Raw genomic sequence first — 25,254 nt, 5'->3', positions numbered from 1 at the left:
CAAAATCGGATCTTTGCCTGAGGAAAAAGCGTGACAGTCTACCCGACCAGCTTTTTCGCAGCGCGTTCGATCATCGGAATATCATCGTCAATCTCGCCGATCATCGCAACGCCGCCATCGCCATCGCGGCGGACCACGACCAGCGAAAATTCCGCGCCGTCACCTGAAAGCGCTTCGAACGTCAGCTCTTCCAGTTCCCGCAGCTTTTTAGCGAGGGCACGGCGAACTTCATCAGCCGGCTCAACCGATTTGCCCGATTCCTCGCGGCGCAAGCGGCGCTCTGCTGCGACTACGCCTTTCAGACCGCCATCGGCGTCTTCGAGGAATTCCGCCAGCGCGCCGCGGTCCAGATCGATGCGGTGCGCATGCGCCAGAACGGCGGCATATTCGGTCAGGCGGGTTTTGTCGTAATTGCTGCCAAAAACGAGTTTGACCACCGGGGTCATAGGGGCGCGTTCCTGAACGCTTAGCCCGCTATCCTCCAACAGTTCGCTGTATTCCTGCGGCGATGCCTTTGCAGCGAGTGAGAAATCATAAGCGCGGCCAACAGCGGCATAAAGCGCGGCGCGGCTGCGATCTTCGGTGACATTCGCGGCTTGCGCAAGTTCGCGCGCAGAGGCGAGGAAGTCATACAGTCCGGCCGTGTCGTCATCCATGACGTGGTCCGGGACAAAATCGTCTGATGCAGCGGCAATGGGAACCTGAAGCTCGGCAACCGGCTCTTCTGGCACAGCATCTTCGGTTGCGGGCTGCGGAGCCGTTTCTTCGGCTGGCTCTTCGGCTGGTTGCTGCGCGGCCTCTTCATTTTCGGTGTTTACGTCATGTTCGACGGGGCCTTCATCTGGCTCTGCGATGTCTTGCGGTTCGGCAAAGCGGCTCAGATCGAGCGGCTGCTTTGCCTTTGGCTCTGCCGGCATGTCTTCATCAACGGGCTCATCCGAAAGCGCCGAATAATACGCGGCTTCGGGATTGGCGTTTTCCGGTTGGTCTTCGCGGTATTCGGCCTGATAATCCGAGGCATCAAAATGCTCTGCGTCCAGGTCGATTGCCTTTTTGACGGGCGTTTCAAGGTAATCAGATAGCGATGCAAAACTGTAGCCCGCGCCAAGTTCTTCCTCGTCTTCGTCTTCCTCGTCTTCGTCAGGATCGTCGAGCGAATACTGACCGAAATCGGGCACCGGCAGATCGTTTTCATCGGTCGGGCTTGAATATCCCGCGTCCTGATCGGAACCGAGTGATGCGACATTGTCGTCAGAACCGGCTTCGAGACCTTCGGTTTCACCCGGATCGGCTTTGCCGACTTCGGCATCCGCACCAAGCTCGAAAATATCGGCGCTGGGGGCTGCAACAAAGGGATCGGCGTGATGCTTTTGAGGCTCGTCTTCGTCTTCGACTGGTTCTTCGTCCAGCTCAAGCGCTTGGTCAATTTCCAGCAGCAGCTCATCAGAGGTCACCTGATCGGCGATCTCTTTCCAATTGATGACACCGTAGATGAAATCAATCGTCTCATCATTGCTCGAAAACGGCAACAGGATCCCGCGATACATGATCGAGGATCCGCGCTGGTTTACAAATTCGGCTTCGAAACCGATTGGCGCCTGATTGGCGAGAATTTGCATGTAATGATCGGTGATCCGGCTCAAAAGCGAGCGCGGCGGCACGTCTGAAAGCTGTTTGATGGAACCGTCAGTGCCGCATTCCTGCGCCAGCGTATGCCCCAGGAATTGCACAGCCGGATCTTCGATCCCGACCGAAAAATCCAGCAGCACGCTGTTGGGGCCGAAATCATCAAGATTGTGCGGCTCGAGATCCTCAATTGACGGGAATGTGTTGTCGCCCAGCAGGCTGGCCCAGTGATTGTAGGCGCGCACCTGCATGCGGCGTTCATCCTGGCCAATTGCTTGAGGCGGCAATTCACGCGCTACGTCTTCGTCGTGGGCGTCCCAGTCCTGATCGTCACCGACCGGATTACTGGAATCAAAAGTGCCCCGCAGATTATCCATAGCCCTAACACGCCCCTTATTTAACGGTTACGAGGACGGGTTGTGGCGCTGTGTGGTAAACATCCCGTTAAGTGCTTGGCGGAAAAGTGCCGTTCCGGCTCGTTCATCCAGCGGGCCTGCCTGATCGGCGTCACCCTATTTGCGGTGAGAGTGCATGCCGCCAATCGGGTGACACCGCCCGGTTTGCGCGGCGGCGTCATTCAGGCGCAGTGCCGCCTGCACGCCCGGGTGATTACAGGAAATACCGCATTTTGATGGTAAGGGTTTTCGGCTGCTGGCCTAACTCGAACACGGCGTCTTCGAATTTGGGCGGGCTCATACGCACTTTGGCGTCACGTGAAAAACCGTACCCCTCTTTCGGCATCATGCCGAGCGCACGGTCCGCTTTGCCATTGTTGTTTTCATCATGGAGCAGCGCGATCGCATATTTGCCCGGTTTTACGCCCTTGAACCGGATCGTGACCGTGCCGTTTGCAGGCACGACAGTGCGGTGCGAATCGGGATCCTTGATGCATTTGGGGAATATCTTTTCGACCGTGGTCATGCAGGCCCGCACTACCCCTTCGCTGGAACGCAGATCAGTCACGGTGATGGTGACTTCATTCGCAGCGGCAGGGGCCGCCATGGCTGTGACAGCAGCGCCGCCGCCCAGTATCAGGGCGCGTCTGAAACCGCGCATCATGCCGGAACGTTTCCCTGCGCCGCGCTGCGTGCGAGACGCGCGGAGAGGCCGCGATCGGTCCCGCAAAGGCGATCCCAAAATCGAAAATATAGGCCGAAATTGCATCGAAACTCCTCGTGATGCTTTTCATGATGACTGGCAGTTATCACCCAGCGACCCAACGCAGAATGAACAAGAATGCGCGGAAAGATCTCCCACCCCATATGGTTGGTCACACCCATTATCGTCGCAATCGTCACCACTGCGGCCAGCATCGACAGGTGGATAGGAATGAAAAACACCGCAGCCGGGATCAGAACTGCACCGATCAGGGATTCGGACCAATGAAAGCTCATCGCTGTCCACGCTGTCGGCGGGCGGCTGTTGTGATGAACCTTGTGAAGGATGCGAAATAGCTTCGGCGCGTGCATCGCGCGGTGGGTCCAGTAAAACCAGGTGTCCTGAACAAACAGGTAGATGAGCACGGATAGCGGCAGATACCACAGCGGATAGGCGCCAAAATCGGCATAAATCTGCGTCCAGCCCCAATGATTCCACCCCCAAAGGACAATGCCTGCGGGCGCGCCGTAAATAAGCGTGGCGATCAATGACCAACGGATTTCGCGGGCAATTTGCGCGCGCTGTCCATCATACAGGCCGGGTCGCACGTGGCGCGTCAGCCATGCGAACAGTCCGCTTGATGCAAAATACCGAAGCGCGACGATCCCCGATGTGGCGATGCTTACGATCAGTAGAGCAAGCAAAACGGGCGTGTCGGCAGGCAGCATATCACCGACTATGACTTAGAAGCGCCGCCTGACATAGCCCTAACCCGCATTTACCGGATCATTGCAATGCGGATCGAGCGTTGCGGTGTGCCGCCGCATCGCCATTCGCGCGAGGCGTTCCATCTGGGCCTTGCGGCGCGCCGGGGCGAGCGGATCCAGCGGCGCATGGCGCAGAATTTCAGCATCATAGCCATCGCCCACAATCACGCCGCAGCTATCCGGCTTGTAAGCCTCCCCATTCAGAGGGCCGCGATCCAGAGCGGGGGAGACGCCCCAGAAAAACCGGTCGCAATAATCGAGATAATCGGGCCATTTGGAATCGCCAAGCAAGTCCCCGCGTGCGACTTTGATCTCGACAATCACAATCAGCCCTTTGGCATCGACACCCATCAAATCGGCGCGTCTGCCATTGGGCAGGGCAACCTCTGGCAGGCACCAGATGTCGTTGCGGGCAAACAAACGCATAATGCCGCGTGCCACATCGCGGGCGGTGGCGGGCGAATCAGCGGTCGCAGACGAATCAAGTGTATCGGGGGGTGCAGAGTTCATCAGGCATGGTTGGAACATACCGCGAACACAGTCAAGCCAATCGGATCAGGTACGGGGCTGCGCCCGTCTTTCTGTTTGGAGCATCCGAATCACGCCTTCGCGTGCGGAATGAAATTCACGCCAAAGCGCCTGCGCGGGCGCGCCGGCATCCATGCCGCGCGACGTGATGACTTTCAAAGCGGTCAAACCCGGCCGCATCATTGCATCAATGTCTTCAATGCTCTGCCACGCCAGTTCACGCTGCCATTCGTCTGAATTGCCGAGCACACTGGCAAAGCTATCGCGGTCGCTGGAAAGCGCCTCGGGTGCAAGCTGAGCCAGACCGGCCAGCTCTGCCGCCTGTTCGTGCAGTGCCTCCCATCTTTGCGCAAGCGATCCCAGCGGGCGCTTGGCCTGTTCCGAAGACTTACGCATGGCGCGCATCTGTTCTGGTGGAAGTGCTGACATGAAAGGCGAGATACAGCGCGGGTCGTTGCTTTTTGGTTAAGCCTGCGATTTGCCGCAAACGACCGCGACACGATTTTGCGCGATTAATGGCTGGCGAAGCAACGCAACCCTTGCTAATCGGCGCGGCCGGCGCAATGAATGCGCAAGGCTTCAGGCACCCGTAGCTCAGCTGGATAGAGCGCTGCCCTCCGAAGGCAGAGGTCACTGGTTCGAATCCAGTCGGGTGCACCATTATTTCAATGACTGACTCGAGCGCCAAGCGGCTGTTTGATCAACTGCGGACATGCGCGATCCGGTTTATTCTTGATCACGAGCGTGGCGGTTTAGACTGAGCGCCATTCGCTTTAGCTGGCGATTTCAAGGGTTAGCGCGGTATCCCTCTCTTATCGCTAATGCCAGCCACACCGCGTCCAGAATGCGCCAATCGTCAACGCTTTCACACGGTTGGAGGTAGGGCATTCTAGCGGTCCAAAGCGGCGGAGATGTCAGTTCGCCAAAGCATCGGCCCACCGTGACGGCGGATACGCGGTGTAGTTCAGAAATCGGCAGGTTCGGATCACTCTTTATCTGGCCGCGAGCGATTGTAACAACGCGCAGGTGCGTTTCACTGAATGGGATGAGCTGGGAATACTTTTCGTTCGATGCCTCGGCCTCCGGCGACGCCAGATACATCACCGGATGTGGCAGCCCGTGCGGCGCATCAAAAACATAATCGGTTTGCAGCACTTTGTTGAACGCCATGCCATTTTCGGGATCTGCAAGTTCTTCTCTCAGGTCGATGATATGGTCAACCGCCAGCGCTCTTCCTGTCGGCAGCTCAACCAGATTGGGCTGAATCTCGAGCTTCTTTGATGAATGGACAACCTCAAGCCGGGGTGATTGGATCGCGATTTCAGCTTGGATTTGCTCCTTTGCGAGCAATAAAACTTCGCCCTCGTGAAATTGCGGCTCGCCGTTGCGGGATATGAAATATCCGGGCCACTTCGAGACGATAAAAGGTTCAAGCAATTCTTGTGCTGAATGATTTAAAGATGACCGGAGCACCGGAGAAATGACATCGCGTTCAAGAGGCGTCGTGTCCGTGACAAGATAGATCCTATGGTCCGGGCGGCAATGTGCCAGAGCAAGCGCGGTGAGACTCGCATAAAGCCCACCTCCCAGTACTGCGATTGAACCCTTTCTGCCTTCGGGCATGGCTGCACTCTCTCGCTATTCGGATGCCGGGGCGACAATCGTTCGCGCAGCCATTGCTGAATGCTCCAGCATTAAACATCAAACCGAATTTTAATTTTTCATCGCTATTCCGCGTTTGATTGGAGTTTTTGCGATGAAAAATCTTATTCTGTGCACCGCCTCAATGATGGGTGCGTTTCTTGCTGTTACGCCTGCGCACGCTGCGCAAGAGGCGCCGGGAAGCTTTTCAATTTCCATGAGCGTTCCTGTGGTTTGCGATATCCAGGCTTCGGATTTTGTACTGAGTGCCGATCGATCAGTCGTTGCCGGTACGGTAAACGAATATTGCAACAGTTCGCGAGGGTTTCAGATTATCGCGGCGCATCGCCCGCTTGAAAGCGGCGAGCAGGTCGACATCAATTACGATGGCTCAGTCACCGAACTGAATATGTCTGGCGTATCGAATGTTGCTTTTCGCGCTGGTGCACGGTCAAGCATTGTGCCTGTGATCATCAGCTCGCCTGACTTAAGCAAAGATCTGGCTTTGAGCTTCGCCGTTACGCCGGTGTGATCACACTGCCGTGACGGTCACTGTCACGCGATCTGAATAGTCACCGGCACGGCCAACGGCTGGGCCTGCGCGGACTCTAAGTCGGTGGACCCGGCCAAGCGAGGACGTTTTGTCGGGGAAGACAAATTCACCGCTGCCACTTAAATTCACAAGCCGCTCGTCCATACGAAGCTCGTAAGGGATAAGGTCAGAGCCATTGTCATGCCTCAAATTGCCATTATTCTCCGAGGCGAACGACACCAGGTATGATGACGAGCTCCAAACACGGATGCCAAACGGGTCCGAGAGAGCGATATCGCGCGGGGTAATGTTGCCAAGATTGACTCTGGCGACCCCTTCCGAGCCAGTCGCGCCGACGATCCTGAGACTGGCAGACGGCGGAACGTCGACATTTATCGTCACGATCAACGTGTCGATGACCTGGCCTGTTTCGTCCAGCAGGCTCATCTGAACCTGTTCGCTGTAGAAACCGGCTTCGATGCCCCATTCGGTTGGTACTGAAAGAAGAAACGGCACCGCACGGCCATTTTCGCCGCCGGGAATGCCTGCGATAAAGAGATCGCTTTGTGATGTGCCGGTGGCCGCTTCGTCTGGCAGTATTTCCAGAATACTGGATTCAGACCGCAGGCTGTAGGAAAGTCCGGTCGATATCGCTGTGCCGTTGATCCGTGAGAAGCGAACCTGAGCAGAACATGCTCCGCTCCCTTCATTAACAACCCTGACCCCGAAATTGGTACGCGAAACCTGGTTTGCGCCGATTTCCACATTGCCAACGGTTACAGTTTGCGTGTTCTCTACAAACCGAGGATCGCATTCCTGTGCGAAGACGGGTGTCGAACCCATCGCGGCAGCAATGGCCAGTGTTGCGAAAATACGCATCGAAATCTCCTAATCGCTAACGGCAGGTATAACTACCTCGCCAAGCCGGTAGAGGCCAGTGTTGTCGGCGGGCACTGCTATGGTGAATTCCCGTTCCAGAGCCGGAATTGAAACGAGATAATTTTTACCCGGAGCCAAACCGATGGCGCCAAACCGGCCTACTGAATTGGTGAAGAAGGGCAGGGGTTCAAAGCCTTCGTCGTCGATCGCGGTAATTGTGCCGGAGACAAGTTTGGCGGGCTTGTCGCCCAAAAACAGCGTGCCCAAGGTGCTTACGAAACGATCATTTCCGACAACAATTTTGTAACCGCTGCGGAATGGGGGATCGACACGGGCAAGGCCATCGCCAATATCATAGCCCGGATTCAGGCCGTCGACATCGTATTGGATGTCTTGAACCGTATATGAGCTGAGATCGGCCTGAACTGCGCCGCCAAACAAGCCGCTGCGGGCGTAATAGTCATTACGGCTGAGGTTGCGCCCTGAAATGACGTTCCGATCTTTTAAGGATGAGTGCGGCGCCACGACCGCAAATGAATCTGAAATCGGGCGCCCAATGCCGAATACGCCATCCGCAAATGCGATTGATGTGCCGACTTGCAAACGGGCTCTTTGACTATTCGTGATGTTGCCGAAGCCGTTTCCTTCACTGAAAACAGAGGCCCGTGCGTCGAACCTGTTGCTGACATAGTCGACATTGGCGTCAACTCCGGTTGAACCGCGGCTATCGTTAAAGCCGATATCGTAGCCAAAAGATCCGACCCGGTCCTCGCTTCCGCGTGAGAATGTCGCGCGGGTTGTGGCGGTCCGGCTGCGGTAATCGGCGTTCAAACGGTTCCGCCCGCCAAACAACATGACCACTCCCAAGCGCGCGCCAAATTTCTGTCTGGAGAACCCGTCGTCGCCATACTCCACGCCGGCAGTGAGTCTTAAACGATCATCAAGCCTGTGTGCGACATCAACGAATATCTGGGATCTATCTGTCTGCCCTCCTCCACGCCTGGTGTAGGATGCTCCGGCACTTGCGAAAGTCCTTTCCGAAAAGCCCTGAGTGTAGCTCGCGGTCAGATTCAGAAGGTCGAAATTGGTTTGAAAAATCTCTCCGACGGATCTGAAGCTCGCGCTTTCATAATCAATAGTGAGGCTGAGCTGTTTGCGGTTTGCGAAACTGTCGCCGCTTCTGAGACGATAGCTTGCTCGCGCAGCCAGCCCGGTTCCGGCGCCCGTACTCGTCGCGACTTGGACATCGAATGCGCCGGGGATGACTTGAGGGACAAAAGAGGCCTCAGCGGCGAAGGTTTGAGTGTCCTGCGATACCTGAAAAGCCCCGCCCAGGATCAAGTTTTCAGAGAGGGCACGGCGGTAATATCCGACGGCCACCGGATCTCCGGTATACTCAGGCTCAAAGTTCAAATCTCTAGCGATAAAGCCAGCGCTTAAAGCGTATTCTTCTTCGCCAGCCGGAAGGCCGAGTGGCTCAAAAAAATAGTTCAGGTCCACAATCTGTTGGCGACCAGCCGAGTCTCTGATCCTTAGCTCGACATTGTTCGAGCCGGCTTGCAGCGGAAGGTTCGCGAGATCATAGCGCCCGGCATCCAATTGGAACGTCTGGTACTGCGCGCCATTGATCAGCACATCAACCGTTGATCGGCTGTCCAAAAACACTTCCTGACCGCCAAGCCGGGAAACCGGCTGAAACGGGTTGAATATCTGCCGCCGTTTTTCGACTGCGACACCGCCTACAAAAGGGGTCTGCAGCAACGGGATGGTGGTCAATCTGAGATCACCGGCTGTGAAGCGTCGATCATGTTCAGGTTGATCGTAAATCGCCCGCAGACTTCTGCGATAAAAGCGATAACCGTCTCCGAATTGTTCGGTAAAAGCACCATCGAGTTCCACGACCACATCTTTGAAACGTGCTGCGCCAAGCAGGAATATTTCAGGTGTGAGAAGACCTTCCTGGCTGGAATAATCGAAGTTCGTATTGAGATTGAGATAGGCGCTGAATTCGGCTGGCTGGATCGATGGCAGGGTCTGCTGCGCGCTTTCGTAATCTTCGCGCCCCAATGATGATACCGGCCTGTATTCGCCCGCAATGAAAGTGACGGCTACTTCCAGCCTGCTTTCATCAAAACTGATCTGGAACCCCGCCTCTGACAATTCGGTTCCGGAGATGTATTGGCGGCCCGAGATTGTCTGATCGAGCTTATCAATGCCTCGATCATTCAACAGCGGGATCAATTCGGATCTAAGGGAAACTGTCTCAAAAGATGCAGGCTCGCCGGGGATGATTTCTATCATCACGTCACCCAGGACGCGGCCATTGAACACCAATGGAACCGAGAAATTGAGTGTGCGCGGCGTTTCTCTTTGTCCCGCAGCACCGGTCTGATCAGCCAGATCCTGGATCTCTTGCAAACTCTTGAGGTTGCTCGCTCGTTCCGTGTTCGAGGCGGGGAATACCTCGAGCGGCCGCCCACTCTTGATCGCGGCCAAGCTTGCCCGATTGAGATCTGCCGTCGTGATTTGCGCCTGCACTGGCATCACGTAGATCTGGCTAAGGATGCAGCCCAAGGAAACGGCGCTGCACTGGCTCAGAAATTTTGTCTTGCCCCCCGGTTGCATCGATCAGGGCTCTACTTCGATACGAATACTATCTTCGACGAGCGTTACGTCTGTGGGAATGAAAAGATTGCGCGCGCGGCCGGGGCCAACCACCCCAACGCCGATTTTGCGCGTCATTTCATCCTTTTTGTAGTCGATCAGGAATGGGGTGCCATCTTCTGCGGTGGCCGTAATTTTCCAATCTGCCATCCCTGCAAGGAAATAGCGTGAGCCGGTGTTGCTCAGGCTGAGCTTGATCCCCGGGACGCCCTCTTCAATGGCAACGCGGATATCCTCCACGTCTGCTTGCGCAGAGGTGCCTTCAGGCACAACGTTGACCAGAACATTGTAATTGACGACCACCTGAACCTGAGATCCCGATCCCTCGAAAGCGACCGGTACCTGCTGAATCGACATGTAGTAGACTTCAGACTGAGCGAGCTCGGGCTCGCCCACATATTGAATGCGGAAAACTTGTTGGGATTTTGCCTCGACAATCGCTTGCGCGGGGAAAACCAGAAATTTGTCATCAGCGGGAGTGAAGGTCAGCTCGCCATCTTCACTGATTTCGCCGAGCATCATGCGCACTTCGTAAGGAATGTCGCGATCGCCATCGTTGGATAATTCTATCCGGGCGACAGAGCTTCGGCCCATAGGCTCGAGTTCGACAATCATAGGAGACACGCGTGCCGCCTGCGAAACAGTCGGATTGAGCAAGAGCGCTAGCGCAGCCAGTAAAACCGAAATAAAACGTATCATGTGTGGCCCCCCAGCCCATATGACGCAGGAATTCGTGTCGATGCTGCTGCTCAAGACAACAGAAAATGACAACAAAACCTTGGCGGATTGCGGCCGCCGAACAAAAAGGGGAGAGAGGCCTCCCCCTCCCCTTTCTGATTCTGCTTTCAATTAAGTCCGATTAAACAGGACCAACCGAGAGAGTTGCAACAGCGGAGTAGTCACCGGCGAGTGGACGCTTGCCGTCCAGATCGTCTTTGTTGAACACAACCGCGATTTCCGCATTATCATGGAATGCATCGGCATTTGTCTTGGAATCACCAGTTTTGGTTTTGGTGTCGAAGAACATTCTGTTGAATGCTGTGCCGTCAGATGCGGTGATGCCCATACGCAGGTGAATGGTATCGGTGAAATCGCCGGCATCTGGTCCGTCATTGATTTCAGCTGTGGTCATCGGGCCGCTGGTCATGGCCATGTCTGCACCGTAGTTGCAGCTGATCCATACATCTTGACGCAGAGTGGTGCGGCCCTGGGTTACCTGAAGCGCGCCTGCACCAGGAGCTTCGTCGATCGAGATTGTGCCAAAATTGACATTGTCGGGATCTTCAACGCTGCATTCTTGCTGAATGTTTGCGGTGATCTCGAAGTCTTGGCTGTCGTTGTCATCGGCAAATGCCGGAGACGCGATTAGGCCTGTTGCAGCAGCTGCAATTACAATCTTTTTCATGATGTAGTCCTTATTCATTCTTAGCAAGTCTTTGCCGACGTTTCCGTCAGCGCACGAATGCGACCTCGCTGTACGCTCCATTTAAGGAGCGTGGATGATTTGGGGGTTTGAACCCCTTTTCAGGACTTTTCTCTAATCCCCCCAAAAAACCAGGACGTTCACTTTCTAGCGAATCACCTGATCACCCAAAGATGTAAGTTAACGTAAAATTTACTTTATGGAAGTGGTTTCGCGACACCGGGGGGAGTCGGCCCAATTTGGCACAATGGGTTAGCTTACCCTACCTCGATTGCGCCGCGGCCCGACGGAACTCTCAAGCCCTTCGACAAAAGCATCTGCGGCCGACATTGCGCTCGCCAGCCAGCCAATAGTTCATCTGACCTATGGCGATTTTGCACCGGCCCTGCTTTGCACACAGGGGAGCGGCCCTGCGTCCTGACCGCATGACAGGGCCTTGCGAGTCGTCCAGATTTTGATCGCCAGCGCGCTTATCTGCTAGCGGACCGGCGAGCGAACCGAACAAATCAAATGGTGTGAGGGCGACGACGTCTGATGCAGGAAATTACGACCAAACCATCATTGCTCAGGCGCCCCTCTAAGGGCGAGCTTCTGTTTCTGGGTCTGCTCGTTGCGTTTTTCGGCATCACCGGCGGTCTGAGCGGTCATAACCTCTTATTCGCGCCATTCGACTGGTTTCATCAGAGTGTCTCGGCCCAATTTACCGAAAAACCTTATGATGGAGATGGTGTCGTCATCACCATCAATGACGAGACTTTTGCTACACTTGGCCGCAATTCGTGGACCAAAGCAGATCTGGCTAAGGTCATCACGGCGGCGGCCAGATCTAAACCCCGCACCATCGTGATCGCGAGGCAGTATTTCGGGAACGATAGCGAGAAAGACGCTGCACAGCTTCGGCAAGCTTTGATCGAAACCTCTTTGCCTGTTTATTGGGAGGTCCCGCTCAATGAAGCCGAAATGATCGACTTGACATTTAGCGACCCCAATCGTGTCGCAGGCGATTATACCGAGCGATCCGATCAATTGGACCAAGGCGTGCGAGGCCTCGTCAAGCCGGTTGCAATGGTATTGATCCCGACGCCCATGGGTGCACCGTTGGAATCTTGGTATTCTGTTCCAGTCGACGGTGATCTGTTGCCGTCTGCCGCCCAGGTTTTGTCTAAAGGCGCTGCCCCTTTATCCAATCGCTTCAATGTTGATCTTGGATACGACCCTGCTTCGATCCCTACATTGAACGCGGCTCAGATTGTAGCTGGCGATTTTGATGCGATAGATTTGAAGGGAAAATCGGTCATCATATCGTTCATGGATAACCTGGCGCGTGATACTCTTGCGACGCCAGGCAATCCCTACACGTCACGCGGGGTCGCCAATTTGATGGCGGCGCAAACCCTCAATCGCGGTCCTCCTGTCAATATCGGCTGGTTTCCTGCGTTCCTGGTCGGGTTGGCGGGCGTATTTGCGTGGACGTTCATACGCCGGCCTTTGGGACGCTGGTTTGCCATGGGCAGCTTTGCGTTGTTGTTGGTCAGCACTGCGTTGCTGGAGCCAGAACTGATATTCCAGTTTACATCACAAGGTGTGTTCCTGATTGTTATACTGGCGTTTGGCAAAGTGTGGATGCGCGGACGCGAAATCGTAAAGACCTATCGCAGCGCCGCAGAGACAAAATCCCGCTTTCTGGCGCAGGCAAGTCACGATTTGCGTCAACCCATCCATGCCATTGGTTTGCTATCTGAACGGCTTTCGCAAACCGGGCTTTCAGCCGATCAATCGGAGATCGTCTCCAAAATTACATGGTCGGTTGACAATGCGAGCCGCATGTTCCGCACCTTGCTGGATGTCGCCGCGATTGAGAGCGGGACGTTGCAGAAGCATATCGGCCCAGTTTCCGTAAACGAGCTGTTGGCAGAAATTGATGGTCAGAATGGGCTCGTTGCAGAACAAACCGGGGTCGATCTGCGGCTGGTCCCGTGCGACCTTGTGATTAAGACGGACCGAGCGCTGATCGGGACGATGCTTCAAAACCTTGTGTCCAATGCGATCAAGTATTCGCCGGGCGGCAAAGTTGTAGTCGGTTGTCGCCGGCAGGGCGCGCGCGCTGCGCTTTATGTGATCGACAATGGCAAGGGCATTTCCCGGTCTGATCTCAAGCACGTTCAAACAGAGTTCTACCGTGCGTCCAATAAATCGAGCCTTGCCACGGACAATAAAGGTCTGGGCCTGGCGATTGTGAATCGGCTGGTGCGAATGCTCGATCTGGAATTCGTGCTGAGTTCGCAAGAGGGAAAAGGGACCGTCACTTCGATCAAGGGCCTGCGAACGGTTGATACCACGCGGGAGAGCAGCGAAGAGCCAAAGGTTCGTCGCCTGCCGCTTTCTGGCCTGCGCGTCGTACTGGCCGATGATGATGTCGAGACGCTAAAATCAACCGCGAGGTTGCTGGAGCAATGGGGATGCGCTGTTACCTCCTTTGGCCATTTCCCAACTGAGCTGCCAGAGTGCGATATCTTCCTGAGCGATTTTGACTTCGGGAACGGAGATACGCTTGCCGGCCGTCACGAAGAATTGAAGCGGGTCAAAAGCAGCAGAAAGCGCCTGATTATTGTTTCGGGTCATCCCTCCGACGTGATCCGCGACAGTTTGCCAAACATCCCCGATCTCGTCCTGTCCAAGCCAGTGCGCGCAGCCGAGCTGCGTTCTGCCATTATGTCTCTGCGGGTTGGCGAGCGTTAATCGAAAATCCCACAATTTTCTTCCGACCCACAATTTTTCTTCCGAATAGTGCAAGGGAGCTAGTGCGTAGCCCATCATTTTAGGTCAGGTTGTGATCATTGGCTCAATCGGATCATGGAGAGCCAATAATTTTGGACATGGAGATGATAATGATTGCTTCCGGTAAAATTGTACCGTTGAACACTTCTGAAATCGAAGAAATTGCAGGCGGTGGCGCATGCCCTTGGTGGGACATTTGGTGCCCGCTGCGCCGGCCCATTTCCCTCGGCGATGAGCCTCCCCAGTTTGGCGAGCCTGATCATACGCAAATCCCATAAAGCGTACAGGCACCTAAAAAGAAGGGCCGCTTTCGAGCGGCCCTTTTTTTGTGTGGGAGCAAGACTTTTTTTAAAGACCGTATTTGGTCGCCATCGAGGCAGCGGCCGTGCGCGATTCCACTTTCAACTCGCGCAGCAAGGCCGACACATGGATCCGCACTGTGAAGGGTGAAATGCCAAGGTCCTTGGCAATCTGCTTGTTGGAATGGCCTTCGGCAATGCCGCGCAGCACATCGACCTGTCGCGGTGTGAGCCGTGAGAACTGCGAAACGGATTGCGCATTTTCCAATCCGCCCGCCGCGCTGACATTCACAAAGTCGCCCTCCATTACAGAAGCGATCCCTTCGCGAATCTGATCCGGGCTGGCAGCCTTGCTGATAAACCCGTCAACGCCGGTGGACATGATGTGCTCGGTCGAGCGCCGATCATCTGCCATTGAAATAATGACGATCGATGACAGCGGATATTTGTGGCGCAGTTCGGGAACTGCGCGTTCAATATCCATCCCAGGGAACCGCAAATCGAGCAGGAAAAGCTGAGGATCGCTCCCACTCCGCGCCACTTCGATCAGCTCGTCATAGGTACCAGCGTGTTCGATCATGATGCCATCATCGATCTGCTTTATAATAGCCGCCACGCCATCCCGAAAAATGGGATGATCGTCGGCCACCAGCATCCTGGTCGGGGCTTTGGTATTTTGCTGCTGAACTCTCAAATCGTGCAACTCCTGCAATTGTCACAATCCTGAACCTGTTGCGGCGATCAGGCCATAGCACATCGACACTATTACCCTGTTCTAGCACGCGCGCACTAGCCCGCCCGGTCTAGCGCGATCCGACTAGCTTGATCCGTCTAGGTTATGCGTCCTAGAGCATTGTATCTATTGTATAAATTTCTGAATCGTCGACATTCAATGCATCAGCAAGCGGCTGGTATCTGATTGTAGGAGAAGACAGATGAACGATGCACAGGTGAAAGCGCTCGCGCTTAGTGAAATCGAACAAGTGTGCGGCGCCGTTGGCGGCTTGCCTGATGAGCCGACGTTTCAGGATCTGATCGATCTGGCGGAGCAAACCAATGCCGACACGCTCGAACGTCTGATGCGCAATCAGCATAACCAGCCGTGAGATGAATTCGAGCCTTTGCAGGCGATCACAAGATCAAGTGCCGAGGTCTCATCAATCCAGGCTCAATCCAAAGGAAGCCGAATATGACCCAGTCAATCCGTAACTTGAACACATATGAAATCGCGCTCGCCTGTGGCGGCGTAACCGAAGGTCCTGATGGCAAGGGCTGCACCGAACATGGCGACATGCCCGGCACCAGCGGCTTGCCAGACCTTCTCGATCTTGGTCCTGCCGGCCCAACCATTGAGATTGATATGTCAATCTAACCGGCAGCGCCGCTCCATCGCTGCGACGGGAAAAGGGTCGCAGCCTGCACAAGAACAGCACAGCGCGCATGGTTTCCATTCGCACTGGAGTGGTTCGCCCGCGGGCTAATCCTTTGTCCATGTCCAAGCATACCCGGCGCGGCGGTGGAGTTGACGCGAGAGCGAGGCGGTAAAGCCAAAAGAGCTTTTATCGCACTGGTCTCACCCACGATTTTCGCGGTCTCGCACGCTGTGCGCAGATCACAACCAGGAATTCCGCAAGCGCAATACAGCGCTTCGGAAAGCGGGCGAGATGTGCCCGTCCAAACCAAAGTGGAGAATGACGATGAAAACTCTGAATACAGAAGAAATTACCGAAGTGAGCGGCGCTGGCGAAGATGGATTCGTCATTGGCTACACAGTCGCAAAAGCCCTCGGTGCGAGCGACACTGTGGCCGCTGCCGCAGGCATTGTCGGCAGCGCGATCGAAGACGCCGTTGACACTATGATGGGCGAATAAGCCCCGATTTTCTCAAGATTTCGGCGGCGCGTCGCGTGCGCCGAAAGGCAGGACGATAACCCTGCTGCACACACAATGGAGACACATCATGAAAGCTTTAACTGATCACGAACTCGATACTGTAAGCGGTGCGATAGCGTACCCTTTCCCTGATCCCATCCCAGGACCATATCCGCTGCCCTTCCCATACCCGCAGCCCAGCCCGTTTCCGGAACCCTCACCGTTCCCGAGCCCTTATCCGATCCCGCAGCCCTATCCGATGCCGCTGCCTTGGTAACAAGGGAACACCAGCTCGATCGATCAATGTGTCGTAACTGAGTTGGGGTGAGCTCGATGTTCTGGCCGCACAATCGGTGCTGCCAGAACATCAGCAAAACAAGCAAAAATTAGCCTGCGCCGAAGCCTTACGAGGCTGCGCGCAAGGTCAAGAATTTTCGAGGGGGCAACCCTGCGCTTTTGAAGGCGGGAAAGATCATGCCGGTTGCCCGCGCCGGCTTTTCAAAGGAGAACTACAATGTCTTATCTTAACCAAACTGATTTTGCACTCGAAGGCAACATCCAAGAACTGACGTTCAGCGACATCGACCTCGTCAATGGCGCGGTAGACTGGGGTGAAGTTGGCGCAGCAGCTGTTGGCGGTGCTGTTGGCGGCGCAGTCGGCGGCGCAATCGGCGGTGGATTGACTGGTGGGCCAGCTGGCGCAGGGATCGGTGCAGCCGCAGGCGCAGTTGGCGGCGCAGTAGGCGGCGCGGTGACTGCTATTATCACCACCTGGAACGACTAATCGGATCTTCTCTGCCATAAGGCTTTAGACGGCCTTATGGCAGAGAGCCAAATTGAGGTATTACAGATGAAAACGCAGATATTATCGTGCGCATTTATAGGCTTTGTTACCAGCTTAGCCCTGGCTCTGATTTCTTTGTCGACAGGTATCGACCTCCCGCTGCCTTTGATCGTTGGCTGCGTTGTTGGCGCGGTTGTGGGATATATCGCCGCAACCTTGAAAAAGCAGAACCGACCAAATTGACCTGCTGGTAAAAATGATGATCAAACAGCGAGCTTGCCTAACTCACTTGCACTATTCCTATTCAATGCAGACCCTGACTAAATGACGGTCTAGAGCGCGCTTATCGGCGCGTTGAACGATCAATCGGGGAGGTATCGAAAGCCGCATGACGCAGCTGTTTCGATCAGAAGTTCTAAATCAGAAAAAAGATCGCCTTTCCGGTGAGGTGGCGATTGCGATCCCGATGCCGTGGCAGGTGATCGGCTATCTGCTTTTTGCGACCCTGCTTATCGCAGGCGTATTCCTTTCGCTGGCGACCTATTCCCGAGTGGAAACCGTGACGGGTACGATTGTGCCGGACAAAGGCGTGGCGGCGATTATCCCGACCCGCGGCGGGGTCATCACCGAAGTGTTTGTCGAGGAAGGCGAGCAGGTCGAAGAGGGGGCTACGCTTGTTAGCGTCCGGGCCGAAGAATCCAGTGTCACCGGGCCATCTGCCGCCGCGCTGACACAGCAGGCCATCGCGCAGCAGGACGCCAGCCTCGCGGCGCAATTGACCGCCGCACAGCAATCCGCCGCGGCTCAGCGCAGCCAGATTACCGTGCAGGCAGCGGGACTGCGTTCGGAAATTTCCCAATTGCAGTCGCAGATTTCGTTGCAGCGCAATCTGGTCAGCTCCGCCAATCAGGATCTTGGCCGCGCGCGCGAAGTCGCCGAGCGCGGATTTATCAGCAAACAGGATCTGCGAGGGCGCGAAGATGTTCTGGTCTCACGCCAGCAACAGCTTTCCCAGTTGCAGCAAGCGCTCACCGCGCGCCGCGCAACGTTGGCCGAATTGTCGAACAGCGCCGCCAGTGTCACCGCGCAGGCGCAAAGTGATGCGGCCAATATCGCCGCCACCCGCGCGCAAGTGGCGCAGCAAGCGGCTGGTAATGCCGGTGCGCGTTCTTATGCATTGAGCGCGCCGACCGCAGGCACCGTCACCGCGCTCACCATCCGCAGCGGCCAGCGCGTGAATCCGCAAACTCAGGTAATGACAGTCATTCCCGCAGGGGCGAAATTGCGCGCGGAGCTTAACGTGCCGAGCCAGGCGATCGGGTTTGTGAAAGTCGGACAGGAAGTGCGCCTGGCGATTGATGCCTTCCCCTATCAGCGGTTTGGTACAGTCACCGGCACCATTCAGACAGTGGCGGCCAGCGCGATCAGCCAGCAGGCGGCCAATGGCGCAATCATTTCGGTATATCCGGTCGTCGTGGAGCTGCAGGAAACGCAGATTTCCGCATTTGGCCGCGAGGAAAAACTGGTTTCCGGCATGAGCCTGACTGCCCGGATTATCACCGAAGACCAAACCCTGATTGAGTGGCTGTTTGAGCCGCTCTTCGCAGTACGAAAGCGGTAACACACAGTGCTTGATCTAGGTTTCATGACCCGCAGCCGGGTGCGTCTGGTGCGCCAGACCGAAGTGGCAGAATGTGGTCTCGCCAGCCTTACGATGGTGGCCAATTTCTACGGCTTTGACGTCGATCTGGGGACTATGCGGCGGCGGTATTCTCCATCCATGCGCGGTGCTCCTTTACGGGCGCTCATCAACCTTGCTGATCAAATTGGCCTGACCCCGCGCGCGGTCAAACTGCCGCTGGAAGAGCTCGGCAATCTGCACATGCCGGCGGTTCTGCACTGGGACATGAACCATTATGTCGTGATCGAAGCGATCAAAGGCGGCAAGGCCTTGATCCATAATCCTGACGGGCGATCAAACTGGCTCAGCCTGTCGGAAGTGTCGGACCATTTTACCGGTGTCGCGCTGGAATTGCGGCCCAGCAACGATTTCAACCGTCAATCGCTGCGCGAACGGTTGCACCTGTCGCAATTGTGGCAAAGCATGACCGGTCTCAAACGGGCGCTGGCGCAGGTCCTCCTGCTCAGCGTGGTGCTTCAGGCGTTCGTGCTCGCTTCCCCGTATTATATGCAGGTCGCCATCGATAGCGCGCTGCCCGCGCTTGATGGTGATTTGCTGACGGTGCTGGCGCTTGGTTTTGGCCTGTTTACGGCCATCAATGTCGTTGCCAGCCTGCTGCGATCTTTTGTCTTGCTGAATGCCGGGACCAGTGTCGGATATGCGCTCGCGACCAATATTGCGCGGCGTTTGTTCCGTTTGCCGATCGAATGGTTCGAAAAACGCCATACCGGTGATATTCTGTCGCGGTTTCAATCGATTGTTCCGATTCAGAACCTGCTGACTCAAGGCGCCGTTGCGGCCTTGGTGGACGGGATCATGGCGATCTTCACGCTTGCCGTGATGTTTTATTACAGCGCGCTTTTGGCCTTTATCGCAATCATCGCCTTTGCTTTGTATGCGGTGGCCCGCTTCGTCACCTTCTCGTTCCAACGCGAAGCGCAAGAAGCGAGCATTATCACCAGCGGTAAAGAGCAGACCACGCTGATCGAATCGCTGCGCGGCATGGTCACTTTGCGGTTGTTCGGGCGGGAATCCCTGCGCCATGCCCTGTGGCAGACCCGGCTGACGGATTCGGTCAACGCCAATGTTCGCCTGTCACGCATCGGGATCTGGCAGAACACCGCCAACCTGCTCATTTTCGGTCTTGAAAATATCATCGCGATCTGGCTCGCGATCGGTTTTGTGATTGAGGGTGCCGGTTTCAGCGTCGGCATGGTGTTCGCCTACATGGCGTATAAAAATCAGTTTATCGGCAAATCGGCGGCGCTGATCGATCAGGCAATCCAGTTCAAAATGTTGAGCCTGCATCTGGAGCGTTTGTCCGACATTGCTCTGACCGATGAAGATCGCAGCTTTACCGTCGGCAGCGACGCCGCGACCGAGCTGACCGGAAAGATCGCCTTGAAAGACGTGTATTACCGCTATTCACCCAGCGATCCGATGGTTCTCAATGGTGTCGATCTGTCCATCGAGGCGGGCGAGCACGTGGCCATCACCGGGCCATCTGGCGGCGGCAAATCGACCTTGCTTAAAATTATGCTGGGCCTAGTCGAGCCCGAGGCGGGCGAAATCCTGATCGATGGCATCCCGCTGCACCGTTTTGGCTATAAGAGTTTTCATCGTCAGATCGCGGCAGTGCTTCAGGAAGACAGCCTGTTTGCCGGATCGCTGGCGGATAATATCGCGCTGTTCGATGACGAAGTCGATATGGAGCGCGTGGTGCGCGCAGCCGTGGCGGCTTCCATCCACGAAGATATTGCGCGGATGCCGATGCAGTACGAATCGCTGATCGGAGACATGGGATCGACCCTGTCAGGCGGCCAAAAACAGCGCGTCTTGCTGGCCCGTGCGCTGTATCGCGCGCCCAAGGTCTTGCTGATGGATGAAGGCACTGCGCACCTCGATGTGAAACACGAAGCGGTGGTTAATGCTGCGATCGGGGCAATGGGCATCACCCGCATTATCATTGCCCACCGGCAGGAAACGATTGCGGCCGCTGACCGGATATTGGTGATGCAGGACGGCAAATTGCACAGCGACACAGCAACCCCGCCTGATCCCGCCTACACTACCGTCCCCGCGTAATCCGGGGCGGCCCGCCCGCCGTCCGACGAAGCCGTCAGGCGAAGCCGTTTTTGATAAATTCAAGCGCGCATCCGGCCAACATCGCTGCGCCATTTGGTAAAGCGGTTTCATCGACGTGCATACGCGGTGAGTGAATGGCGCAGCATTGCGTCCAATCTTCTCCATCCGGAGCCACGCCGAGAAAGAACATCGCGCCGGGCACTTTTTCGAGCAGGTAGGAGAAATCCTCTGCACCCATGATCGGATCGGGCAGATCGCGCCAGCCGTCTGCGCCGCCGATCTGTTTGGCGACTTTCTCACCCAAAGCCACAGCCTGTGCATCACAGATTGTCACTGGAAAGCCGAACTCCAATTCGCATTCGGCCTCGACACCGTAAGCCGCCGCGGTCTGCCGCGCGGTTTCCGCGATCAGGCCGTGCACTTTTTCGCGGTGATCGGCCGATAGCGTGCGGATAGTCCCGCCCAGCACGCAATCATCAGGGATCACATTGTGCGCGGTGCCTGCGTGGATTTGGGTGACGGTCACCACGACAGCGTTTGTCGCTTTGAACCGGCGCGTCACCATGGCCTGTACCGCGCTGATAATCGCGGCGGCGGCGGGGACCGGATCGGCGCAATCATGCGGCATCGAGGCATGGCCCCCTTTACCCTTTACCGTAATCGTAAACTGGTCAGCCGCCGCCATTAATGGTCCTGCGCGTCCGGCCAGAACGCCAAAGGCGGCATTGGGCATGATATGCAAAGCAAAGGCCGCATCGGGCAGCGGATCGATCAGGCCATCATCGAGCATAAAGCGGGCTCCGTGATAGCCCTCTTCTCCCGGTTGGAACATAAAATCGACCGTTCCTGCCAGCTCGCTTTGCCGCGCGGCGAGGATGCGCGCTGCGCCGGTCAGCATGGCGGTGTGCGTATCGTGCCCGCAGGCGTGCATCCGGCCTGCAATGGTCGATGCAAATTCAAGATCGGTTTTTTCGTCCATCGGCAGCGCGTCCATGTCTCCGCGCAGCAAGACGCGCGGTCTGCCTGCACCAGCTTTGCCGCCTTTAAGGGTGGCGATTGCTCCGGTGGTGGACGGCCCGCTTTTCCATTCCAGCGGCAGATCGGCCAGCGCCTCGCGCACTTTCGCCATGGTCAGCGGGGTGTGCAGGCCCAATTCGGGTTCGGCATGAATGGCCCGGCGAAGCGCGACAATATCAGGCGCTAAAGCGCGGGCAGATTCAATCAGTGTATCGGTAAGCATAGCCGCAGGTTAGCGCGGCAAAAGCGTGCCGCCTAGCCGATATCGTCAATTACGATAGCGAACCGTGATGCTCATCGGTTTGATGCCGTTGCCCACGCGAAACGCGACCTGATTGACCGAAGGCGGACGCGGGATGCCGAGAAAGGATCCGATTTTCGGATTGTTCGACATGCCAGCGCCATCTTCGGAAAAATCCATTTCACGATTGCCATTGGTATCGTGCTGGACAGCGATGGCATAATCGCCCTTGCTCGGCACCGGTACGCACACCGTCATGGAACCCTTGCGCGGTTTGGCATCAATACGCGTCAAATAGCGTTTGCTTTTCAACCAATCGCCGCGTTTCGCGTAATAGGTGCGCACAAACAGATTGCCGCCGGATGATTTCAAACCGTCGATGCGCAGGCTCACGGCAGGGCCTTTGCCCGCCGTGCACTTGGCCAGATCATTGCCGATGACCTGCGCATATCCCGACTGCGCAGAGGCCGCAGGCGCGATAGCCAGCGCGGCTCCAAACGAAGCAGTCAGCGCAAGCGCGCTGGCGGTTTTTGCCAGTAGTTTCATAGTCATTGCCCAAATTCATTTTTTGCACGGCAGCGCGGATCGCGCACCGAATATGCTCACACACCTGACGCATCGGCGCTGAATTACAGCTGAATTGACACGAATACGGCGATTACACCGGTGGAAAAGGGTTAAGCCCCCGCTTGTGAGGTGATTCGTGCGTGCCGTATGGCAGGGCAGCGCCAAAAAAAGAGCGGGCCGCGTGCCCGGAACCAAAATATGCCAGCACCTTTAATCTCGCCATCCATTCTATCCGCCGACTTTTCCAAGTTGGGAGAAGAAGTGCGCGCGATTGATGCCGCAGGCGCCGATTGGGTCCATATCGATGTCATGGACGGTCATTATGTGCCCAACATCACCATTGGTCCCGACGTGGTCAAGGCGCTCCGCCCGCACACAGACAAAGTGTTCGACGTTCATTTGATGATTGCGCCGGTTGATCCGTATCTTGAGGCTTTTGCCGAAGTGGGCGCAGATATTATCACGGTGCATCCCGAATCCGGGCCGCATTGCCACCGCACGCTTCAGGCGATCCGCGCGTTGGGCAAAAAAGCCGGAGTCGTTCTCAATCCGGGAACGCCGGTCGAGGTGCTCGACAATTTGATCGATCTTGCCGATCTGGTTTTGGTGATGAGCGTGAACCCCGGCTTTGGCGGGCAGAGTTTTATCCCATCCCAGTTGGAAAAGGTCCGCCGCATTCGCGCGATGATCGAAGCGCAAGGCCGCCCGATCCATCTGGAGGTTGATGGCGGCGTCAATCCCGAAACCGCGCGGCTGTGTGTTGAGGCGGGCGCTGATGTTTTGGTTGCCGGATCTGCGACATTCAAAGGCGGACCGGGTCAATACGCGGCCAATATCGCCGCGCTTAAGGGTGAGGGATAATGGCCACCCTGTTCCGCGATACTCCCGAAAAAGAGATCGAGGACGCCCAGCAAACAGCCGCATTGCCTCTGGATGACAGAGGTGGCAGCCGTGCCCACAGCGAGGGCGCGCGCAGCACGGGCGGCGGCGCCAATGACAGTGATGCGGAAACAGAAGTTCCGCCTGAAATCGAGACGTCGCGCGCACTCGCGCTGACCGATGTCATTGCGCCGCGGTCCAGCGCGGGCAATGCATTGATCCGGATGGCTTACCGTCTTGGTGTGCCAGGCCATGCTTTGGCGGCGCCATTCCGGCGGCCTGCGCCGGTGCGCGTGCTGGCGACGGTTGAAAATCCGCCGATCGGCGACCGCGCGGCTGGCACCGCGTTAAGAGCGGGGCATTTCCTGATCGACGGGGTCAAGCTGCCGATTGCGCAGGTCGATTTTGATAGCTCTGCGCGTCTTGCGCCCGGCGTCGAGCGCACCTTGCATTCGTTTTCCTGGCTGGCCGATCTGGCGGCCAGCGCACCGCGTGAAGACTGCGTGACTGTCGCAGAGCGCATCACCGCGCGCTGGCTCGATGCCAATGCACAGCCTGTCAAAGGTCCGGCGTGGGAGATTGAATACACTGGGCAGCGTCTGCTCGCCTGGCTTGTGCATGCGCCTTTCGTGCTTGGTACAAAGGGCGGCGATCTGCGCCCGCGTTTGCTTTCCGCGATTCAGGAAACTGCCAGCTGGCTTGATCGTAAAGCGGTCCATACGGGTGCGGGCCTTGGCCAGATTGCCGGATTGGCGGCGGTCACGGCGGCGGGTTTGCTGTTGCCAGAAGGAAAGCCGCGCCGGCTTTACGGCGAAGCTGCGTTGATCCGCGCTCTGGGTGATTTGGTGGGCGAGGATGGCGGTGTGCTAGCCCGATGTCCCAAAGCGCAGATGGATGCGATTGCGGTGCTTACCAATCTGATCGCTTGCTACGAAGCGGCAGAGGTTGAGGTGCCGCAGGCCTTTATCGTGATGCGGGAATTGTTGGTCCCGCCGCTATTGGTGCTGCGCCACGGCGATGGCGGATTGGGTAGCTGGCAGGGGCAAGGCGCAATTTCGGCTGACCGCGTGGCGTCATTGCTCGCGGCGACGGGGATCCGCACGCGCCCGCTCAAAAATGTGGCGCATTGGGGGTTTCACCGGCTTCGCGGCGGCAAAACTGTGGTGCAATTTGATGCCGGTCCGCCGCCTCGCGCACGTCATGTTCGCACAGGCTGCGCATCAACGCTGGCGTTTGAAATGTCTGATGGACCTGCGCGGTTGATCGTCAATTGCGGTGGTTCGGCATTGGCCGGGGGGCAGGTACCTGCGCGGATCGGCCAAGGGCTGCGCGCCACCGCGGCGCATTCATCGCTGGTCTTGGATAATGCCAATTCTACCGCGGTTCTGCTTCACGGAAAGCTTGGCCGCGGCGCCGAAACGGTCGAAGTCGAAAATCAGGTTCTGCGCAAACATGGCCGCGAAGCGATGCGGGTCGAGGCCAGCCATGATGGATACGGCGCGCGCTTTGGCCTGACGCATAAACGCGTGCTGTCGCTGCGCGGAGACGGCAGCGAGCTGGCAGGCGAAGACATTCTTTTGCCGGTGTCGCGCAAAGGAAAGCGCGGCAAAGTCGGATTTGCGATCCGGTTCCACCTCGGGCGCGGGGTCGAGGCGCATATTTCGGGCGATGGTCGCGGGGCGAGCCTGCTGACGCCCGATGGTCGCCTGTGGCAATTCCGCCTGCGCGGCGATGCGGCGGGCGCGGGCGATGTCGCGCTGCGCTGTGAAGACAGTTTGTGGGTCGATGGCGATGGCCGTCCGCACCCGACCGAACAATTGGTGATCGAAGGTTTGACATCACGCGGCGGAGGCCAGTTCTCCTGGCTGCTCAAGAAAATGGGGTAATCCCCCAA

At 56.7% G+C, this 25,254-nt stretch carries 22 protein-coding genes, 1 tRNA gene and 1 pseudogene; 11 read left to right on the top strand and 13 right to left on the bottom strand.

Annotated features, from left to right (window positions below):
- Positions 1–1,409 precede the first annotated feature (1,409 nt).
- The 5 genes and pseudogenes from FGU71_RS14335 to FGU71_RS05115 form a co-directional block, all read right to left on the bottom strand.
- A pseudogene (locus tag FGU71_RS14335) lies at positions 1,410–2,003 on the bottom strand (PAS domain-containing protein); the annotation flags it as partial.
- Positions 2,004–2,235: 232 nt separating this feature from the next.
- Complete coding sequence (locus tag FGU71_RS05130) at positions 2,236–2,685, bottom strand: DUF2141 domain-containing protein (RefSeq protein ID WP_325053167.1); 450 nt, start codon at positions 2,683–2,685, stop codon at positions 2,236–2,238.
- Entirely contained in the window at positions 2,682–3,452 is a 771-nt protein-coding gene (locus FGU71_RS05125) for a sterol desaturase family protein (protein WP_142787555.1), read from the bottom strand. Before FGU71_RS05125 ends, FGU71_RS05130 begins: the two co-directional genes overlap by 4 nt.
- Before the next feature lie 39 nt (positions 3,453–3,491).
- Positions 3,492–4,001 carry an MmcB family DNA repair protein gene (locus FGU71_RS05120; RefSeq protein ID WP_234035652.1) on the bottom strand — a complete coding sequence of 170 codons (510 nt, stop codon included), beginning with the start codon at positions 3,999–4,001 and terminating at the stop codon, positions 3,492–3,494.
- A gap of 45 nt (positions 4,002–4,046) precedes the next feature.
- Positions 4,047–4,415, bottom strand: a complete 369-nt coding sequence (locus tag FGU71_RS05115) for a hypothetical protein (protein ID WP_142787553.1) — start codon at positions 4,413–4,415, stop codon at positions 4,047–4,049.
- A 187-nt stretch (positions 4,416–4,602) separates the two neighbouring features.
- Between FGU71_RS05115 and FGU71_RS05110 the strand changes: the two genes are divergently transcribed.
- Positions 4,603–4,679, top strand: a tRNA-Arg gene (locus tag FGU71_RS05110).
- A 126-nt stretch (positions 4,680–4,805) separates the two neighbouring features.
- Here FGU71_RS05110 and FGU71_RS05105 read toward each other — a convergent pair.
- Positions 4,806–5,642 (bottom strand): Rossmann-fold NAD(P)-binding domain-containing protein, encoded by an 837-nt coding sequence (locus FGU71_RS05105; protein ID WP_142787552.1) that lies wholly within the window; start codon positions 5,640–5,642, stop codon positions 4,806–4,808.
- 163 nt (positions 5,643–5,805) lie between these two features.
- Here FGU71_RS05105 and FGU71_RS05100 point away from each other — a divergent pair, with 163 nt between their 5' ends.
- Positions 5,806–6,192 (top strand): hypothetical protein, encoded by a 387-nt coding sequence (locus FGU71_RS05100; protein WP_142787551.1) that lies wholly within the window; start codon positions 5,806–5,808, stop codon positions 6,190–6,192.
- Here the strand turns inward: FGU71_RS05100 and FGU71_RS05095 are convergent, their stop codons facing one another.
- The 4 genes from FGU71_RS05095 to FGU71_RS05080 all read right to left on the bottom strand — a co-directional run bounded on the left by FGU71_RS05095 (position 6,193) and on the right by FGU71_RS05080 (position 11,140).
- Complete coding sequence (locus tag FGU71_RS05095; RefSeq protein ID WP_142787550.1) at positions 6,193–7,071, bottom strand: hypothetical protein; 879 nt, start codon at positions 7,069–7,071, stop codon at positions 6,193–6,195.
- Between the two features lie 9 nt (positions 7,072–7,080).
- On the bottom strand, positions 7,081–9,489 hold the full coding sequence (locus FGU71_RS05090) for a fimbria/pilus outer membrane usher protein (protein ID WP_142787549.1): 2,409 nt from the start codon (positions 9,487–9,489) through the stop codon (positions 7,081–7,083).
- 210 nt (positions 9,490–9,699) lie between these two features.
- Positions 9,700–10,434: a fimbria/pilus periplasmic chaperone gene (locus FGU71_RS05085; RefSeq protein ID WP_142787548.1), complete on the bottom strand. Its 735-nt coding sequence runs from the start codon at positions 10,432–10,434 to the stop codon at positions 9,700–9,702.
- A 160-nt stretch (positions 10,435–10,594) separates the two neighbouring features.
- On the bottom strand, positions 10,595–11,140 hold the full coding sequence (locus FGU71_RS05080) for a Csu type fimbrial protein (protein ID WP_142787547.1): 546 nt from the start codon (positions 11,138–11,140) through the stop codon (positions 10,595–10,597).
- 552 nt (positions 11,141–11,692) lie between these two features.
- Between FGU71_RS05080 and FGU71_RS05075 the strand changes: the two genes are divergently transcribed.
- Entirely contained in the window at positions 11,693–13,897 is a 2,205-nt protein-coding gene (locus FGU71_RS05075) for an ATP-binding protein (RefSeq protein WP_142787546.1), read from the top strand.
- A gap of 387 nt (positions 13,898–14,284) precedes the next feature.
- On the opposite strand, the gene FGU71_RS05070 is transcribed toward FGU71_RS05075, so the two are convergent.
- A complete protein-coding gene (locus tag FGU71_RS05070; RefSeq protein ID WP_142787545.1) occupies positions 14,285–14,929 on the bottom strand; it encodes a LuxR C-terminal-related transcriptional regulator in 645 nt (214 codons plus the stop codon).
- Positions 14,930–15,170: 241 nt separating this feature from the next.
- On the opposite strand from FGU71_RS05070, the gene FGU71_RS14075 reads away from it, so the two are divergent.
- The 6 genes from FGU71_RS14075 (at position 15,171) to FGU71_RS05050 (ending at position 20,656) form a co-directional block, all read left to right on the top strand.
- Positions 15,171–15,341: a hypothetical protein gene (locus tag FGU71_RS14075; protein ID WP_185960200.1), complete on the top strand. Its 171-nt coding sequence runs from the start codon at positions 15,171–15,173 to the stop codon at positions 15,339–15,341.
- Positions 15,342–15,424: 83 nt separating this feature from the next.
- The gene (locus FGU71_RS05065; protein ID WP_142787544.1) at positions 15,425–15,607 is read left to right on the top strand and encodes a hypothetical protein; all 183 of its coding nucleotides are present in this window, start codon (positions 15,425–15,427) and stop codon (positions 15,605–15,607) included.
- Between the two features lie 325 nt (positions 15,608–15,932).
- The gene (locus FGU71_RS14070) at positions 15,933–16,106 is read left to right on the top strand and encodes a hypothetical protein (RefSeq protein WP_185960199.1); all 174 of its coding nucleotides are present in this window, start codon (positions 15,933–15,935) and stop codon (positions 16,104–16,106) included.
- A gap of 514 nt (positions 16,107–16,620) precedes the next feature.
- Positions 16,621–16,890, top strand: a complete 270-nt coding sequence (locus FGU71_RS05060) for a hypothetical protein (protein ID WP_142787543.1) — start codon at positions 16,621–16,623, stop codon at positions 16,888–16,890.
- A gap of 388 nt (positions 16,891–17,278) precedes the next feature.
- Positions 17,279–18,511 carry an HlyD family efflux transporter periplasmic adaptor subunit gene (locus FGU71_RS05055; protein WP_234035651.1) on the top strand — a complete coding sequence of 411 codons (1,233 nt, stop codon included), beginning with the start codon at positions 17,279–17,281 and terminating at the stop codon, positions 18,509–18,511.
- Positions 18,512–18,517: 6 nt separating this feature from the next.
- Positions 18,518–20,656, top strand: coding sequence for a peptidase domain-containing ABC transporter (locus FGU71_RS05050; RefSeq protein WP_234035650.1), 2,139 nt, complete (start codon positions 18,518–18,520; stop codon positions 20,654–20,656).
- 34 nt (positions 20,657–20,690) lie between these two features.
- Here the strand turns inward: FGU71_RS05050 and FGU71_RS05045 are convergent, their stop codons facing one another.
- A complete protein-coding gene (locus tag FGU71_RS05045) occupies positions 20,691–21,896 on the bottom strand; it encodes a M20 metallopeptidase family protein (protein ID WP_142787542.1) in 1,206 nt (401 codons plus the stop codon).
- Positions 21,897–21,941: 45 nt separating this feature from the next.
- A complete protein-coding gene (locus tag FGU71_RS05040) occupies positions 21,942–22,466 on the bottom strand; it encodes a DUF2141 domain-containing protein (protein WP_234035649.1) in 525 nt (174 codons plus the stop codon).
- A 213-nt stretch (positions 22,467–22,679) separates the two neighbouring features.
- Here FGU71_RS05040 and rpe point away from each other — a divergent pair, with 213 nt between their 5' ends.
- A complete protein-coding gene (rpe, locus tag FGU71_RS05035) occupies positions 22,680–23,342 on the top strand; it encodes a ribulose-phosphate 3-epimerase (protein WP_142787541.1) in 663 nt (220 codons plus the stop codon).
- Positions 23,342–25,246 (top strand): heparinase II/III family protein, encoded by a 1,905-nt coding sequence (locus tag FGU71_RS05030; RefSeq protein ID WP_142787540.1) that lies wholly within the window; start codon positions 23,342–23,344, stop codon positions 25,244–25,246. Before rpe ends, FGU71_RS05030 begins: the two co-directional genes overlap by 1 nt.
- Positions 25,247–25,254: the final 8 nt, after the last annotated feature.

Source organism: Erythrobacter insulae (assembly GCF_007004095.1).
Taxonomy (GTDB): Bacteria; Pseudomonadota; Alphaproteobacteria; order Sphingomonadales; family Sphingomonadaceae; genus Erythrobacter; species Erythrobacter insulae.
Note: the sequence above shows the minus strand (reverse complement) of the source record. Positions and strands in the feature narration are given on the sequence as shown.

Bases quoted from the DNA above. Each gene is read 5' to 3' on its own strand.
- FGU71_RS05085 (WP_142787548.1), bottom strand. From the start codon at position 10,434: ATGATACGTTTTATTTCGGTTTTACTGGCTGCGCTAGCGCTCTTGCTC.
- FGU71_RS05080 (WP_142787547.1), bottom strand. From the start codon at position 11,140: ATGAAAAAGATTGTAATTGCAGCTGCTGCAACAGGCCTAATCGCGTCT.
- FGU71_RS05065 (WP_142787544.1), top strand. From the start codon at position 15,425: ATGACCCAGTCAATCCGTAACTTGAACACATATGAAATCGCGCTCGCC.
- FGU71_RS05075 (WP_142787546.1), top strand. From the start codon at position 11,693: ATGCAGGAAATTACGACCAAACCATCATTGCTCAGGCGCCCCTCTAAG.
- FGU71_RS05045 (WP_142787542.1), bottom strand. From the start codon at position 21,896: ATGCTTACCGATACACTGATTGAATCTGCCCGCGCTTTAGCGCCTGAT.
- FGU71_RS05055 (WP_234035651.1), top strand. From the start codon at position 17,279: ATGACGCAGCTGTTTCGATCAGAAGTTCTAAATCAGAAAAAAGATCGC.
- FGU71_RS14070 (WP_185960199.1), top strand. From the start codon at position 15,933: ATGAAAACTCTGAATACAGAAGAAATTACCGAAGTGAGCGGCGCTGGC.
- FGU71_RS05120 (WP_234035652.1), bottom strand. From the start codon at position 4,001: ATGAACTCTGCACCCCCCGATACACTTGATTCGTCTGCGACCGCTGAT.
- FGU71_RS05060 (WP_142787543.1), top strand. From the start codon at position 16,621: ATGTCTTATCTTAACCAAACTGATTTTGCACTCGAAGGCAACATCCAA.
- FGU71_RS05125 (WP_142787555.1), bottom strand. From the start codon at position 3,452: ATGCTGCCTGCCGACACGCCCGTTTTGCTTGCTCTACTGATCGTAAGC.
- FGU71_RS05130 (WP_325053167.1), bottom strand. From the start codon at position 2,685: ATGATGCGCGGTTTCAGACGCGCCCTGATACTGGGCGGCGGCGCTGCT.
- FGU71_RS14075 (WP_185960200.1), top strand. From the start codon at position 15,171: ATGAACGATGCACAGGTGAAAGCGCTCGCGCTTAGTGAAATCGAACAA.
- FGU71_RS05030 (WP_142787540.1), top strand. From the start codon at position 23,342: ATGGCCACCCTGTTCCGCGATACTCCCGAAAAAGAGATCGAGGACGCC.
- FGU71_RS05115 (WP_142787553.1), bottom strand. From the start codon at position 4,415: ATGCGTAAGTCTTCGGAACAGGCCAAGCGCCCGCTGGGATCGCTTGCG.
- FGU71_RS05100 (WP_142787551.1), top strand. From the start codon at position 5,806: ATGATGGGTGCGTTTCTTGCTGTTACGCCTGCGCACGCTGCGCAAGAG.
- FGU71_RS05105 (WP_142787552.1), bottom strand. From the start codon at position 5,642: ATGCCCGAAGGCAGAAAGGGTTCAATCGCAGTACTGGGAGGTGGGCTT.
- FGU71_RS05095 (WP_142787550.1), bottom strand. From the start codon at position 7,071: ATGCGTATTTTCGCAACACTGGCCATTGCTGCCGCGATGGGTTCGACA.
- rpe (WP_142787541.1), top strand. From the start codon at position 22,680: ATGCCAGCACCTTTAATCTCGCCATCCATTCTATCCGCCGACTTTTCC.
- FGU71_RS05040 (WP_234035649.1), bottom strand. From the start codon at position 22,466: ATGACTATGAAACTACTGGCAAAAACCGCCAGCGCGCTTGCGCTGACT.